The sequence below is a fragment of the Streptomyces sp. MBT53 genome, assembly GCF_016654115.1.
GTDB lineage: Bacteria > Actinomycetota > Actinomycetes > Streptomycetales > Streptomycetaceae > Streptomyces.
On record NZ_JAEQAZ010000107.1, the window covers coordinates 18426 to 33005 of the forward strand.

13 protein-coding genes are annotated in these 14580 nt (G+C 70.6%); 9 read left to right on the plus strand and 4 right to left on the minus strand.

Going from position 1 to position 14580, the window contains the following annotated elements; translation table 11 throughout:
• The first annotated feature begins 442 nt into the window (after positions 1-442).
• A complete protein-coding gene (locus tag JHN45_RS32115) occupies positions 443-1180 on the plus strand; it encodes a ferritin-like fold-containing protein (RefSeq protein WP_200714442.1) in 738 nt (245 codons plus the stop codon).
• A 40-nt stretch (positions 1181-1220) separates the two neighbouring features.
• Here the strand turns inward: JHN45_RS32115 and JHN45_RS32120 are convergent, their stop codons facing one another.
• From JHN45_RS32120 to JHN45_RS32135, 4 genes are all read right to left on the minus strand, one after another.
• Entirely contained in the window at positions 1221-1490 is a 270-nt protein-coding gene (locus tag JHN45_RS32120; protein ID WP_200714445.1) for a hypothetical protein, read from the minus strand.
• Between the two features lie 171 nt (positions 1491-1661).
• The gene (locus JHN45_RS32125; protein WP_019072095.1) at positions 1662-1889 is read right to left on the minus strand and encodes a DUF3107 domain-containing protein; all 228 of its coding nucleotides are present in this window, start codon (positions 1887-1889) and stop codon (positions 1662-1664) included.
• A 143-nt stretch (positions 1890-2032) separates the two neighbouring features.
• Positions 2033-2677 (minus strand): TetR/AcrR family transcriptional regulator, encoded by a 645-nt coding sequence (locus JHN45_RS32130; RefSeq protein WP_200714443.1) that lies wholly within the window; start codon positions 2675-2677, stop codon positions 2033-2035.
• A gap of 213 nt (positions 2678-2890) precedes the next feature.
• Positions 2891-3109, minus strand: coding sequence for a hypothetical protein (locus JHN45_RS32135; RefSeq protein ID WP_200714444.1), 219 nt, complete (start codon positions 3107-3109; stop codon positions 2891-2893).
• A 244-nt stretch (positions 3110-3353) separates the two neighbouring features.
• Between JHN45_RS32135 and JHN45_RS32140 the strand changes: the two genes are divergently transcribed.
• The 8 genes from JHN45_RS32140 (at position 3354) to JHN45_RS32170 (ending at position 14462) form a co-directional block, all read left to right on the plus strand.
• Complete coding sequence (locus JHN45_RS32140; RefSeq protein ID WP_201052300.1) at positions 3354-4556, plus strand: alpha/beta fold hydrolase; 1203 nt, start codon at positions 3354-3356, stop codon at positions 4554-4556.
• Between the two features lie 435 nt (positions 4557-4991).
• Positions 4992-6470, plus strand: coding sequence for a DUF3152 domain-containing protein (locus tag JHN45_RS32145; protein WP_234469529.1), 1479 nt, complete (start codon positions 4992-4994; stop codon positions 6468-6470).
• A gap of 56 nt (positions 6471-6526) precedes the next feature.
• A complete protein-coding gene (locus tag JHN45_RS54805) occupies positions 6527-6619 on the plus strand; it encodes an Ms4533A family Cys-rich leader peptide (protein WP_317886218.1) in 93 nt (30 codons plus the stop codon).
• Between the two features lie 194 nt (positions 6620-6813).
• Entirely contained in the window at positions 6814-8532 is a 1719-nt protein-coding gene (locus tag JHN45_RS32150; RefSeq protein ID WP_201052304.1) for an ABC transporter substrate-binding protein, read from the plus strand.
• A 4-nt stretch (positions 8533-8536) separates the two neighbouring features.
• Complete coding sequence (locus JHN45_RS32155) at positions 8537-9649, plus strand: ABC transporter permease (RefSeq protein ID WP_201052312.1); 1113 nt, start codon at positions 8537-8539, stop codon at positions 9647-9649.
• Positions 9646-10644, plus strand: a complete 999-nt coding sequence (locus JHN45_RS32160; protein ID WP_200716308.1) for an ABC transporter permease — start codon at positions 9646-9648, stop codon at positions 10642-10644. Before JHN45_RS32155 ends, JHN45_RS32160 begins: the two co-directional genes overlap by 4 nt.
• Complete coding sequence (locus JHN45_RS32165; protein WP_201052314.1) at positions 10641-12326, plus strand: ABC transporter ATP-binding protein; 1686 nt, start codon at positions 10641-10643, stop codon at positions 12324-12326. The genes JHN45_RS32160 and JHN45_RS32165 overlap by 4 nt, the downstream gene beginning before the upstream one ends.
• Before the next feature lie 240 nt (positions 12327-12566).
• Positions 12567-14462 carry a glycosyltransferase gene (locus JHN45_RS32170; protein WP_374195652.1) on the plus strand — a complete coding sequence of 632 codons (1896 nt, stop codon included), beginning with the start codon at positions 12567-12569 and terminating at the stop codon, positions 14460-14462.
• The last annotated feature ends 118 nt before the right edge of the window (positions 14463-14580 follow it).

Below are 14580 nucleotides of genomic sequence, written 5' to 3' on the forward strand. Positions count from 1 at the left end.
ATACCGACGGCCTCAAGGGCCTCAGCGGTCTCGGGAAGGATTCCGAGCTCTCGGAAAGTAGTCAGGGTGCTGCCTCTTCTGTGTGCGCGGTGCGAGGCGAGCGCGGGGGTCGTGTCAGGACCGTGCCGGGACGTCGGCTGCCAATACGGCAAGCCGTAAAGACACGGGACAACTGCCGACGCTCTAGCGCTCGAACCGCTGAGGGTCCCCCTCCGAACTTCGTACGCAAAGTGCCGTACGGGTGAGGAGGGCTGTCGGGTCGGAGCCGATCGGGCCACCGACCGGGCATCCTCATTCGTGCGGCCCGGCGAATATTCGGCGGGCGCATTACCACCATACCCCGGAATCACGCACATGCGTTGGCCGATTTGGTCACGTAGTCGTCGTCACACTGACTGACCAGGGCCTTCCGCCGTGCGGTGGGCGGGCTATTGTGCGCTTCATGACGACCGCTGACAACGCCTCCGACGCACCCGCCGAACCCACCGGAGTCGCCGCCCAGGAGTGGGCCACGGCCTCCGCCGACCCGCAGTACCGCAACGCGGTCGTGGACCTGCTCGGCGCGCTCGCGTACGGCGAGCTGGCGGCGTTCGAGCGGCTCGCGGAGGACGCCAAGCTGGCGCCGACGCTCGCGGACAAGGCGGAGCTGGCGAAGATGGCGTCGGCCGAGTTCCACCACTTCGAGCAGCTCAGGGACCGGCTCACGGAGATCGGGGCCGAGCCGACCGAGGCGATGCAGCCGTTCGTCGCCGCGCTCGACGGCTTCCACAGGCAGACGGCCCCGTCGGACTGGCTGGAGGGGCTCGTCAAGGCGTACGTCGGCGACTCGATCGCCAGCGACTTCTACCGCGAGGTCGCGGCCCGCCTCGACAAGGACTCCCGCTCGCTGGTGCTCGGCGTCCTCGACGACACCGGGCACGCCAGTTTCGCCGTGGAAAAGGTACGCGCGGCGATCGACGCGGACCCGCGCGTGGGGGGCCGACTCGCCCTGTGGGCACGGCGGTTGATGGGTGAGGCGCTGTCGCAGTCCCAGCGAGTGGTCGCCGACCGGGACGCGCTGTCGACGATGCTCGTGGGCGGAGTCGCGGACGGCTTCGACCTCGCGGAGGTGGGCCGGATGTTCTCCCGGATCACCGAGGCGCACACCAAGCGGATGGCCGCGCTGGGGCTTGCTGCCTAGCCATACCGGCTGACCTGGGGCGGTCGTCGCCCAGCTGCGGTTACGCGGGGGCGGATCGCCCCCGGAGTCGTCTCGACGGTCGAAGCAGCAGGGAGAGCGAGGCGGCCGAGACGACCGCCGCGCCGAGCAGGCTCGGCAGGCCGCTGCCGGGGCCCAGCGCGCTGTGCGTGACGAAGTCGCCGAAAAGCGCTCCGGCGAAACCGGTGGAGAAGACCAGCGTGCGGGCCGGAAGACGGTCCGCGAGACGGTGGGTGGCCGCCCAGGCGAGCAGCAGACCCAGCACGGCGGAGCCGAGCGCTTCCAGGATCATCACGGGGGTCCCTCCCACGGTCGGCCTGCGTACTGCTGTCACAGCCGGTCATACCCGTGACCTGCGGAATGCAATCCTCCCCTGTGGGCGACTTGTGCTCCATCTGTGATGGAAACGCGAGGGGGCCCGGCGACCTTCCGGTCGCCGGGCCCCCTCGCTGTTCGCTCGTGACTACAGCGCGCCGAAGCCCACCTTGCGCGGGGCCGCCTCGCCGAGCTCGACATAGGCGAGCCGGTCGGCGGGGACGAGAACCTTGCGGCCGTGCTCGTCCACGAGGCTCAGCAGCGGAGCCTTCCCGGTCAGTGCCTCGGCCACGGCCTGCTCGACCTCCTCGGCGCTCTGACCGGTCTCCAGAACGATCTCGCGAGGCGTGTGCAGCACGCCGATCTTGACCTCCACGCTATGTCCCTCCGACGGTCAGCAAAGTGCGCGATCTTCCGCGCCGTACGCAGCACACACTAGCCCGGTGAGAGGACGTAGATGTTCCGCGCCGGGAACGCCAGGAGCGAACACCGGACGGGAACAAAAAGGGAGCCCGGCGGTCAGTGGTGCTGTTCGCTCCCGTGCAGCGGGAAACCGGCGATGCCCCGCCAGGCCAGCGAGGCCAGCAGCTGGACCGCCTGGTCGCGCGGGACACTGCGGTCGCTGTGCAGCCAGGAACGGGCGACGACCTGGGCGAGACCGCCCAGACCGGAGGCCAGGAGCATCGACTCGGCCCGCGAGAGGCCGGTGTCCTCGGCGATGACGTCACAGATCGCCACGGCGCACTCGTTCGTCACCTTGTCGACGCGCTCGCGCACGGCGGGCTCGTTCGTCAGGTCCGACTCGAAGACCAGCCGGAAGGCGCCGCCGTCGTCCTCGACGTAGGCGAAGTACGCGTCCATCGTGGCGCGGACGCGCTGCTTGTTGTCGGACGTCGACGCGAGCGCGGTCTGCACCGCCTGGATCAGCGACTCGCAGTGCTGGTCGAGGAGGGCCAGGTAGAGGTCGAGTTTGCCGGGGAAGTGCTGGTAGAGCACCGGCTTGCTGACGCCGGCGCGCTCGGCGATGTCGTCCATCGCGGCCGCGTGGTACCCCTGCGCGACGAAGACCTCCTGGGCGGCGCCCAGCAACTGGTTCCGTCGGGCACGGCGCGGCAGGCGGGTGCCCCGCGGGCGCGCCGCCTCTGTCTGCTCGATGGCTGTCACGCCGCCTCCCAATGTCGTCCTCATGCGGTGAGCGCCGCGCGGCCATCGTACTTTTCGGTAACCCTGGTGTGCGCGCTGCGAGCGCAGAATTTCACGGACCGGACGGTGACGGAAGTCGCGCAAAGTTTTTCGAAACGGGATGGAGCGGGCATGGGGGCGCGGTTCGGTGCGCGCTCCCGGGGGAGGCGGGGGACGGTGGTGACTGTGGGGCGGTCAGCGATAGTCGTCCTCGTTGATGGCCACGACCCGGGCCTGTTCGATGACGTCGGCCTCGTTCGCGGAGTCCGGATCCACCTCGGTCAGCGGGTCGTCGCGGTCCGTCGTCACCTCGGTCGACTGCTCGGCGGCGTCGCCCTCCGGGGCTTCGACGTCGAGTTCGGCGGCGCCGCTCTCGTCCTCGAAGGTCTCGGGATCGGTGGGATCGACGGCCATGGCGGGCTCCCTTCCTAGTACGTCCCTGTACGTCTCCGACGAAGCAGGGGGCCACATACGGGTGCCCTGTCTCTACGAGCCTAGGAGACTCCCGATCCGGACGCCATGCGATGGGCTGGGCGGCCGTCCGGCTTGCCCGCCCACCCGCGCGCGGGTGGGCCGTCGGCGGTCCGCCGACGACCCGTTCGCTGTCTGTGACGGCGAACACATGAACCACAGCGTGATCGTCTCGTAACATTGCCGCATGTCTTCGACAGAGCTGCCCTCCGTGTCGGTCGCCGCCGTGCTCCCGAAAGTGGCGCCCGTCAGAGTCGGCGACGGCGAGCGGCTCCGGTCGGTCGGCCTGCCGGGGATGACCCTCACGGTGCGGTCGAGGCCACCGGTCCGCGAAGGACTCCCGCCCGCGCTCTACGTCCACGGGCTCGGCGGTTCCTCGCAGAACTGGTCGCTGCTCATGGCCGAACTCGACGGCGTGGTCGACAGCGAGGCCCTTGACCTGCCGGGCTTCGGCGACTCCCCGCCACCGGACGACGGCGACTACTCCGTCACGGGGCACGCGCGCGCGGTCATCCGCTACCTCGACGCGGCCGGCCGCGGCCCGGTGCACCTCCTCGGCAACTCCCTGGGCGGCGCGATCACGACCCGCGTGGCCGCGGTGCGCCCGGACCTCGTCCGCACGCTCACCCTCGTCTCCCCGGCCCTCCCGGAGCTCCGCGTCCAGCGCACGGCGGTCCCGACGGCGCTGCTCGGCGTACCGGGAGTGGCCTCCCTGTTCACCCGCGTCAGCAGGGAATGGACGGCCGAACAGCGCGTCCGCGGCGTCATGGCCCTCTGCTACGGCGATCCCGGCCAGGTGACGCCCGAGGAGTTCCGCTACGCCGTCGAGGAACTCGAACGGCGGCTCCAACTGCCGTACTTCTGGGACGTGATGGCCCGTTCCTCCCGGGGCGTCGTGAACGCGTACACGCTCGGCGGCCAACACGGCCTGTGGCGCCAGGCCGAGCGCGTCCTCGCCCCGACCCTCCTCGTCTACGGCCGCCGGGACCAACTGGTCGGCTACCGCATGGCCCAGCGGGCGGCCCGCGCCTTCCGCGACTCCCGACTGCTGTCCCTGCCGGACGCGGGGCATGTCGCGATGATGGAGTACCCGGAGGTCGTGGCCGGGGCGTTCCGTGAACTGCTCGCGGATGCGGGGGAGTTGGGGACGGATGTTGGTGCCGGCATCGGTGGGGGAGCGGTCGCGCTGACGGGGCGTCGGACGGTTGACGCGGAAGCGGTGGGCCGCGGTGGGCAGGGTGGCCGAGGGGGTCAGAGCGGCAGGGGTGGTGCGCGGGGGGTCCGTGACGGCGGTTCGGTGAGTACGGTGAGCGAGAGCGGCGGTGCGGGGGCGGGTGCCGGTTCCGGCGCCGCGGGTGACGCCAACGACGATACGAACGCGGGGAGTTGAGGAGGCGACGTGGGACGCCATAGTCGCCGTAAATCCAACTCCAAGGGTGACTCCGCGGACGGAGACATAGGCGCGGGGGCCGGTGCCGGTACTGACGTCAATGCCAACGCCGGTACTGGCAAAGGTAGTTGGGCGCCTCTGGGACGTCAGCGGGCTCAAGGGCCTCAGGCGGGTGGGCCGGGTCAAGCGAGCCAGGCGGGCAGGCCGGGCCGGGCGGGCCAAGCAGGCCCGGCGGGCCAGGGGGCTCGGCCGGGGGCGCCGCGTTCCGGGGACGGGAACCCGGGTCGTGGAGAGCCGCGTTTCGCGGACGGGACCCCTGCGCACGGCTTCCCGAGGCTTCCCGACGGCACTCCCGCGCACGGCTTTCCGAGACTTCCCGACGGCACTCCGGCGCGCGGTGTTCCGCGCCTGCCCGACGGGACCCCTGCGCACGGCATGCCGCGCTTTTCTGATGGCACGCCTGCGCATGGCACGCCCCGCTTCCCCGACGGCACTCCCGCGCGCGGTGTTCCGCAGGCCCGTGCCGGGCACCCCGAGCAGGCTGAATCCGGTGGTGGTTGGGGCGAGTTGAGGGGCCGGGACGGGCGGGCCGGCGTGGGACAGGGCGGCCCGCGCGGATATTTCGGCGTTCCTCAGGGTGGCTCCGGTGCGCCTCAAGGGCCTCAAGGTTCTGTTACCGGTGTGTCCGGTGTGGCCGGTCGTCCGCACGCTCCCGAGGCCGGTGGATCCGGCCGGTCTCGGCCGGCGGCCGGTGGCATCCCCGGGGTCCCGGGTGCGGGCATGTCCGGCCCCCCGGTGGCTGGCCCGGTGCTTCCCATTCCCCGGCAGCGGCAGGCGCCGCAAACCGGGGCGCGGCGAGGTGGGCAGCGCGGTCGTGGTCCCCGGCAGGACTACGTCGACGCCTTCGACGGAGACAGCGACGGCGACGGCGACGTCTTCGCACCCCGTACCGGCGTCGCCGCGCACCGCTCCGACCCGTACGCCTCCGTCACCGACTGGCCGTCCGAGAGCGACACCGACAACCACAGCCCTACGGAGGGCGGCCTCGGCAGTGCGGGCGCGCCGCCCGTCGACCGTGACCTGCCCGGCGTCGGCGCCGGTCGTGCCAAGAGCGGCAAGGGGCGCGCCTACACCGGTATCGCCGCCGCGGCCGTCACCACCGTGCTGGCCGTCGTCGTCGCCGGGCAGGTCGCGAGCGACGGTGACAACGGTGGTGTGCGGTCGGAGGCGGCCACCGACCAGGCCCGGGACGTCAGGGGTACCGGCGCCGCCTCGGCGCAGCCCAGCGCGTCCGCCACTCCACGGGTGGCGACCCTGACGTATGCCCAGAAGATGGACAAGAAGTACCCGCTCGGTGCCACGCTCAAGGGGCCGGACAAGTTCGACGCGGTGCCCGGTGTCGACAAGGCGCCCGGCAAGGGGCGCAAGTACACGTACCGCGTGGACGTCGAGCAGGGGCTCGGGCTCGACGGCACGCTCTTCGCCGAGGCCGTGCAGAAGACGCTCAACGACAACAGGAGTTGGGCCCACAACGGGGCCCGTACCTTCGAGCGCATCTACTCCGGCAAGCCGGACTTCGTGATCACTCTCGCGAGCCCTGGTACTACGGCCAAGTGGTGCGCCAAGTCGGGGCTCGACACCACCGAGGACAACGTGTCGTGCGACTCGGCGGCCACCGAACGTGTGTTGATCAATGCGTATCGATGGGCGCAGGGGTCGTCAACATATGGGGACAAGATGTACGCGTATCGACAGATGTTGATCAACCATGAGGTCGGTCATCGTCTCGGCTACGGGCACGTCACCTGCGACAAGGACGGCGAGTTGGCCCCGGTCATGCAGCAGCAGACCAAGTTCCTCGACCATGACGGGATCCACTGTCTGGCGAACCCCTGGCCGTACCCGGGCAGTTGACAGGCGACGCTTATGTCACATTGACACGAGCCGCAACTTCCTTCATATTTTTTGGCATGTGGTCTAGTCATGTCGCGAATCGCGCCGCCATCGAGCTGGCGCTCATCGGCGTGACCCCGCTCTGCGTGGCCGACATTCTCTGTCGCTGAACACCGCCCCTGGCGTCCGTGTCGCGACCCGCACCACCTCGCCCTTGCCCGTGATGTTGGCAGGGCATTTTCCGACGACCTGACGCCGGGGCAGACGCCTGTTCACTTCCGTCTCACTCCTCGTCCATCTGTCTCACTATTCGGGAAACCCCATGAGAATTCCCGAGCATCCCCCCCGAGAGGTCGTCATTCCGATGCGTCAACCGTCCGTCATAGCCCGGCGCGTGGCCGTGGCATCCGTCAGCCTGGCCGTGGCAGCGGGCGCCGCCGCCTGCGGGCCGAAGGACAACGATGCCAAGGCCTCCGGCGGCGACTCCACGCCGCACAAGGGAGGCACGCTCACGGTCCTGAACTCCAACCCCCAGGAGGACTTCGACCCGGCGCGCCTGTACACCTCCGGCGGCGGCAACGTCCCCTCCCTTGTCTTCCGCACCCTTACCACTCGCAACCGTGAGAACGGCGCGGCCGGCGCCAAGGTCGTCCCGGACCTCGCCACGGACACCGGGCGCCCCAACAAGGACGCGACCGTCTGGACGTACACCCTGAAGACGGGCCTCAAGTACGAGGACGGCACCGCGATCACCTCGGCCGACATCAAGTACGGCATCGAGCGCTCCTTCGCCCCCGAACTCTCCGGCGGCGCGCCCTACTTGCGGGACTGGCTGGTCGGCGCGGCCGACTACCAGGGGCCGTACAAGGACAAGAAGGGGCTCTCCGCGATCGAGACGCCGGACAGCCGGACGATCGTGTTCCACCTGAACAAGCCCGAGGGCGAGTTCCCCTACCTCGCCACGCAGACGCAGTTCACGCCCGTCCCGGAGGCGAAGGACACGGGGACCAAGTACGAGCAGCACCCGATCTCCTCGGGGCCGTACAAGGTCGTCAGCAACCAGAACGACGGTGAGACGCTCGTCCTGGAGCGCAACAAGTACTGGTCCACCGCCACGGACGCCGAGCGCAAGGCCTACCCGGACAGGATCGACGTCAAGTCGGGGCTCGACTCGTCCGTGATCAACCAGCGGCTGTCGTCGTCCCAGGGAGCGGACGCCACCGCCGTCACGACCGACACCAACCTCGGTCCTGCCGAACTCGCCAAGGTCACCGGCGACAAGGAACTCGCGGCGCGCGTCGGCACCGGGCACTTCGGTTACACGAACTACATCGCGTTCAACCCCACGGTCGCGCCGTTCGACAACGTCAAGGTGCGCCAGGCGATCTCGTACGCCATCGACCGGTCGTCCGTGGTCAACGCGGCGGGCGGTTCCTCGCTGGCCGAGGCCGCGACCACCTTCCTGCCGAACCAGAAGTCCTTCGGGTACGACCCCTACGACCTCTTCCCGGCGGGCGCGTCCGGCAACGCGGCCAAGGCCAAGGAACTACTGAAGGAGGCCGGTTACCCGAAGGGGATCACCGTCACCCTGACGCACTCCAACGACAAGGACTTCGAGACCAGCCCGGAGATCGCGACCGCGATCCAGGACGCGCTCAAGAAGGCCGGCATCACCGTCAAGCTGCAGGGCCTGGAGATCAACGACTACAAGGACAAGATCCACAGCGTCAAGACCGAGCCGGGCTTCTTCCTCGCCCACTGGGGTGCCGACTGGCCCTCCGGCGGTCCCTTCCTCGCCCCGATCTTCGACGGTCGCCAGATCGTCAAGGACGGCGCGAACTTCAACACCGGCCTGCTCAATGACAAGTCGGTCAATGCCGAGATTGATTCGATCAACAAGTTGACGAATCTTGACGAGGCCGCCAAGCGGTGGGGTGCACTGGACAAGAAGATCGGCGAGCAGGCCCTGACCGTGCCGCTGTTCCACCCCGTCTACAAGCGACTGGTCGGCAAGGACATCAAGAACGTCGTGATCAGCGACTGGACCGGCGTCCTGGACATCTCCCAGGTCGCGGTCAAGTAACCCCATGAGCGAGGCACTTGTCGCCTCCCAGGCCGCCGGGACGGACGTCACCGTCCCGGCGGCCTCGGGGGCCCGTCAGTTCTGGCGGCGGCTGCGCGCGCAGCGCGCCGCCCTCGTCGCGGCGGCCGTCGTCGCCCTGCTCGTCCTGGTCGCGCTCGCCGCGCCGCTGCTCACGGCGATCGAGGGCCAGGACCCCTTCACCTACCACCCGTCGCTCATCGACTCCGCTCGCGGAGGCGTACCGACCGGCTCCTTCGGAGGCATCAGCGGCGACCACTGGCTCGGCATCGAACCGCAGACCGGCCGCGACCTGTTCGCCCGCCTCGTCTACGGTGCACGGGTCTCACTCGGTGTCGCGCTGGGGGCGACCGTCGTGCAGGTCCTCATCGGTGTCGTGGTCGGTGTCGCCGCCGCGCTGGGCAATCGGTGGATCGATCAACTGTTGAGCCGGTGCACCGAGATCATCATCGCGATGCCGTTGATGATCATGTCGTTGGCGCTGCTGGCGATCGTGCCCAGCAGCTTCCCGCGGCCCCTGCTGGTCGCCCTGATCATCGGCCTGATCGCCTGGGGCACCGTCGCGAAGATCGTCCGCGCCCAGACGCTCACCCTGAAGCAACTCGACTACGTCTCCGCGGCCCGGCTCAGCGGCTGGGGCACCTGGCGCATCGCTCGCCGCGAACTGCTGCCGGGACTCGCCGCGCCCGTCATCACCTACGCGGCGCTCCTCGTCCCGACCAACATCAGTGTCGAGGCCGCGCTGTCCTTCCTCGGCGTCGGCGTGAAGCCACCGACGCCTTCCTGGGGACAGATGCTCACCGCGGCCGACGTCTGGTACCAGGCCGCCCCGCAGTACCTGCTGCTGCCCGCCGGCGCCCTCTTCGTCACCGTCCTGGCGCTCACCGTCCTGGGCGACGGCATCCGCACGGCCCTCGACCCGCGCGCGGCCTCCCGCCTGCGCATCGGCACCGGCCGCAAGCGCGAGGCCAAGGCGGACGCGGGCACCAAGGGAGCGAGCGGCAAGGACGCGGGCACCAAAGGCGACGCCGACACCAAGAGCGCCACTACGAAGAGTGCCACTACGAAGAGCGCAAGTTCCAAGGAGGCCACCTCATGAGCGGCTTCGGAGGATTCGTCCTGCGCCGCGGTATCGGCACCGTGATCACCCTGCTCGCGATCTCGGTGATCGTCTACGTGGTCTTCTTCGTCACCCCCGGGAACGTCGCCCAGATCACCTGCGGCCCGCGCTGCTCCCCGGAGCAAGTGCACCAGGTCGCCCAGCAGTTGAGGCTCGACGACCCGTTGTACCTCCGCTACTGGCACTTCCTCCAGGGCATCCTCGTCGGCCAGGACTACTCCACGGGCACCTCCGTGGAGCACTGCTCGGCGCCCTGCCTCGGACTGTCGTACCAGGGCGACCAGCAGGTCACCCAGCTGATCCTGGCCAAGCTGCCGGTGAGCCTGTCCCTCGTGTTCGGCGCGATGGTGCTGTGGCTGATCCTCGGGGTCGGCACGGGCGTCCTGTCCGCGTGGCGGCGCGGCCGGTTCACCGAGCGCCTGCTGACCGGCATCACCCTCGCGGGCGTCGCCACCCCGGTGTTCGTGATCGGCCTGGTGCTGATGATCGTCGTCTGCGGACAGCTCCAACTGCTGCCCTTCCCGCAGTACGTCGGTCTCACCGACGACCCCGAACAGTGGGCCTGGAACCTGCTGTTGCCCTGGCTCTCGCTGGCCCTCATCGAGGCCGCCGCGTTCGCCCGGCTCACCCGGGCGTCGATGCTGGAGACCCTCGCCGAGGACCACATCCGCACGTTCCGCGCGTACGGCGTCGGCGAGCGGTCGATCATCGGGCGGCACGCGCTGCGCGGGGCGTTCGCGCCGATCATCGCGCTCAACGCCAACAACGTCGGCTCGGCGGTCGGCGGCGCGGTGCTCACCGAGACGCTCTTCGGACTGCCCGGCATCGGACAGGAACTCGTCCACGCCGTCAATGTCGTCGACCTTCCCGTGGTCGTCGGCATGGTCCTGGTCATCGGCTTCTTCGTGGTCATCGCCAACGCCGTCGCGGACGTGCTGTACGCGGTGGCCGACCGACGGGTGGTGCTCGTATGAGTTCGGTGGACGGCGTGGAGGTCGGCCAGGTGGACGTCCTGGTGGAAGTCACCGACCTGACGGTCGGGTTCGGATCGCTGCGGGCCGTCGACGGCCTGTCCTTCCGGCTGGAGAAGGGCGCCGCGCTGGGGCTGGTCGGCGAGTCCGGCTCCGGCAAGTCCACGGTCGCCTCGGCCCTGTTGGGGCTGCACCGCGGCACGGGAGCCGAGGTGGGCGGCTCGGTGCGCGTGGCCGGCATCGACGTACAGGAGGCGTCCGACGCGGCCCTGGGGCGGCTGCGCGGCGGCAGGGCCGCGATGGTCTTCCAGGACCCGCTGTCGTCCCTGGACCCGTACTACGCGATCGGCGACCAGATAGCCGAGGTCTATCGCGTCCACGCGCGCGTGTCGCGTCGGGCCGCACGCGCGCGTGCCGTCGAAGTCCTGGAGCGCGTCGGAATTCCGGACGCGGTACGACGGTCCCGTTCCCGCCCGCACGAGTTCAGCGGCGGTATGCGCCAACGCGCCCTGATCGCCATGGCGTTGGCCTGCGAGCCGGACCTGCTGATCGCCGACGAGCCCACGACCGCGCTCGACGTCACCGTCCAGGCGCAGATCCTCGACCTGCTGCACACGCTCCGCCAGGAGACCGGCATGGGCCTGCTCCTGGTCACGCACGACGTGGGTGTCGCCGCCGAGAGCGTCGACGAGATCCTGGTCATGCGACACGGACGGGCCGTCGAACACGGTCCGGTGGGCGCCGTCCTCGGGGCACCGACCGCGCAGTACACGCAGGACCTGCTCGGCGCGGTTCCGCGCGTGGACGCGCGGCGCGCACTCTCTGAAGCGTCCTCCACGGCGCTCTCTGCGGCCTCGTCCAAGGCTTCGTCCGAGACCTCCTCCGAGGCCTCTTCGGCGGCCCCGGAGGTCGTCCTGGAGGCCGCGGGCCTGCGGCGCGAATTCGGGCGCGGGAAGCGGGCGTTCGCGGCCGTGGACGACGTGTCGCTGACCGTCCACCGGGGCGAGACCCTCGGCATCGTGGGCGAGAGCGGCAGCGGCAAGACGACGCTGGGCCGGATGCTGGTCGGGCTGCTCAGGCCCACGGCGGGCGAGATCAAGCCCGGCGGAGGCGTACGCCCCGACGTCCAGATGGTCTTCCAGGACCCCGTCTCCTCCCTCAACCCCCGCCGCAGCGTGGGCGAATCGATCGCCGACCCGCTCCGCGCGCGTGGCGAAAGGGACGAGGAGCGCATCCGGGGGCGCGTACGCGAACTCCTGGAGCGCGTCGGGCTCGAAGGGGCGCACTACGACCGCTATCCGCACGAGTTCAGCGGCGGTCAGCGCCAGCGTGTGGGCATCGCGCGGGCGCTCGCGGCCGACCCGCGCGTGATCGTGTGCGACGAGCCCGTCTCCGCACTCGACGTCACCACTCAGGCCCAGGTCGTCGCCCTGCTCGGCGAACTCCAGCGCGAACTCGGCCTCGCGCTCGTGTTCGTGGCCCACGACCTCGCCGTCGTACGTCAGGTCAGCGACCGGGTCGCGGTGATGCGACGCGGGAGGATCGTTGAACAAGGCCCCGCCGACGAGGTCTACGACTCACCGCAGGACCCGTACACAAAGCAGCTGTTGGCCGCCGTACCGGCCCTCGATCCGGAGGTGGCGGCCCAGCGGAGGGCGGCCCGGCGGGAGTTGGCGACGGCTTGAGGATCGTAGAACGATCTGCCCCCGGGTGATCCCTTAGCGCGAGCGAACGCGAACCGCACGGGAAAGTTACGACCGTTCACCCCTTTTGGTGGCGCGATGGACAACCGTCCGTCGCGCCACCGTCATGTCCGCATACGTTCGTCCCGCTGCGAGCCGCCGGGTCAACGGTGGCTCCCCACAAGGGAGATCGGGGGTGTGGTCGTGCGCATAGGACTGGTTACGGAGGGTGGCTATCCATATGTGAGCGGTGACGCCAGACTCTGGTGCGACCGGCTCGTACGCGGGCTCGGGCAGCACGAGTTCGACGTCTACGCGCTCAGCCGCAGCCAACGCCAGGAGGATGAGGGCTGGCTCGAACTGCCGCCCCAGGTCCAGCGAGTACGTACCGCGCCGCTGTGGAGCACCGAGGACGACGGACCGGCGCTCGGCCGCCGCGCACGCCGGCGGTTCCGCGAGCACTACGAGGAGCTGGCCGCTGTGCTGTGCGCGGGGGATGCGCCGGTGCACGGGCCGACCGTGTCGGGCGCGTCGACTCCGGGGTCGCTCGGGTCGGCGCCGGCCGTGTCCGAGGCGGTTGTGTCCGAGGCGGTTGTGCCGGAGGCGCTCGGCTCCGCGCGGCCGACGGAGTTCTCGGAGGCCCTTGCCGCGGCGCCTTCCGCGCTCTCCGGAGAGGCTTCCGCCGTTGTGGCGGACCGTTTCGCCAACGCGTTGTACGGGCTCGCGGAACTCGCCCGCGACGAGGGCGGACTCGTGTCCGCGCTGCGCTCCGAGAGCGCTGTGCGTGCCCTCGAACGCGCCTGTCGTGCGCCCGGCGCACTCCGCACGGCACGCGAGGCGCGCGTACCCGATCTCCTCACCGTCGCCGCGCACGTCGAACGCGCCCTGCGCCCCCTCTCGCTCGACTGGTACGAGGACGACGCCCTCGGCTCCGTGGACCTCTGCCACGCGACGGCCGGCGGCACCGCGGCCCTGCCCGGACTGCTGGCCCACCACTTCGCCGGCGTACCACTGCTGGTGACCGAGTACGGCGTCCAACTGCGCACGCACTACCTGGCCTCGGCGGACGCCCCGCCCGCCGTACGGGCCCTGTTCGCCGCCTTCCACGGCAGGCTGGCCGCCGAGGTGTACCGCCGGGCCGCGCTGATCACCCCCGGCAACACCCACACCCGCCGCTGGCAGGAACGCTGCGGCGCCGACCGTGCGAAGCTGCGCACGGTCCACCCCGGCATGGAGGCGTCCCGTTTCGCGGAGGTGGGCGAGGCGCCCGACCGCGCCGACCCGGACACGCTGGTGTGGGTCGGCCGTATCGAACCGGCCAAGGACCTGATCTCCCTGCTCCACGCCTTCGCGGAGATCCGCAAGGAGGAGCCCAAGGCGCGGCTGCGGATCGTCGGCGCGCCCGCCGGCGCCGAGGGCGCGGCCTACCTGGGCCACTGCCGGGCGCTGGCCGCACAGCTCTTCCCCGACGAGGCCGAGGGCGTGCACGCGGTCGGCGACAACCCGGTGTCCTTCGAGGAGATCGGCGGCCCGGAAGCCCCCACACTCCCCGAGGCGTACGCGTCCGGCACGGTGATCGTCCTGTCGAGCGTCGTCGAAGGCTTCCCGATCGGCCTGGTCGAGGCCATGTTCTGCGGCCGGGCGACCGTGTCCACGGATGTCGGCGCGGTGGTCGAGGTCATCGGCGGCACGGGACTCGTCGTGCCCCCGCGCAATCCACGGGCGCTCGCCGAGGCCTGCGTGACCCTGTTGCGCGACCCCGCGCGCCGTGAGCGCCTGGGCGCCGCCGCCCGCGCCCGCGCCCTCGAACTGTTCACCGTCGAGCAGAACATCGCGGCATTTCACGGCATTTACCTGGAAGTGGTTTCGCACTCCCCGGTCCGCCGCGTCGTCCTCGACGACACCGGCGAACCCCTCCCGTTCGCCGCCCCCGCGGAGTCCCACGTCCCCGGCCGCTGGACCGGCCCCACGGCGGGCCCGGCAACAGGTTCCATGGCAGGCCTGGCAACGGGCTTCGCGGCGGGCCCGTCGGCTGTCCCCGCAGCAGCCCGTGTCGTGGCTCGCGGCGGCCCGCGCTGGGCGGCGGGAGCACCGGTACGCGCCACGACTCCGCTGCCGACGACGGAGGCGGCCCGATGAGCGGCCTCGGCGAACTCGACCGCCCCGGAACGCCCGGCAGCGCGGAGGCATGGGACGCGCAGTCGGAGGAGTGGCTCGGAGGACACGGGGAGTCGGAGACGGGGGCGGAGTCCGAGGC

Excerpts from the sequence above, each read along its gene's own strand:
- JHN45_RS32155 (WP_201052312.1), top strand. The coding sequence starts at position 8,537 with ATGAGCGAGGCACTTGTCGCCTCCCAGGCCGCCGGGACGGACGTCACC.
- JHN45_RS32120 (WP_200714445.1), bottom strand. The coding sequence starts at position 1,490 with ATGATCCTGGAAGCGCTCGGCTCCGCCGTGCTGGGTCTGCTGCTCGCC.
- JHN45_RS54805 (WP_317886218.1), top strand. The coding sequence starts at position 6,527 with ATGTGGTCTAGTCATGTCGCGAATCGCGCCGCCATCGAGCTGGCGCTC.
- JHN45_RS32115 (WP_200714442.1), top strand. The coding sequence starts at position 443 with ATGACGACCGCTGACAACGCCTCCGACGCACCCGCCGAACCCACCGGA.
- JHN45_RS32165 (WP_201052314.1), top strand. The coding sequence starts at position 10,641 with ATGAGTTCGGTGGACGGCGTGGAGGTCGGCCAGGTGGACGTCCTGGTG.
- JHN45_RS32135 (WP_200714444.1), bottom strand. The coding sequence starts at position 3,109 with ATGGCCGTCGATCCCACCGATCCCGAGACCTTCGAGGACGAGAGCGGC.
- JHN45_RS32145 (WP_234469529.1), top strand. The coding sequence starts at position 4,992 with ATGCCGCGCTTTTCTGATGGCACGCCTGCGCATGGCACGCCCCGCTTC.
- JHN45_RS32150 (WP_201052304.1), top strand. The coding sequence starts at position 6,814 with ATGCGTCAACCGTCCGTCATAGCCCGGCGCGTGGCCGTGGCATCCGTC.
- JHN45_RS32160 (WP_200716308.1), top strand. The coding sequence starts at position 9,646 with ATGAGCGGCTTCGGAGGATTCGTCCTGCGCCGCGGTATCGGCACCGTG.
- JHN45_RS32140 (WP_201052300.1), top strand. The coding sequence starts at position 3,354 with ATGTCTTCGACAGAGCTGCCCTCCGTGTCGGTCGCCGCCGTGCTCCCG.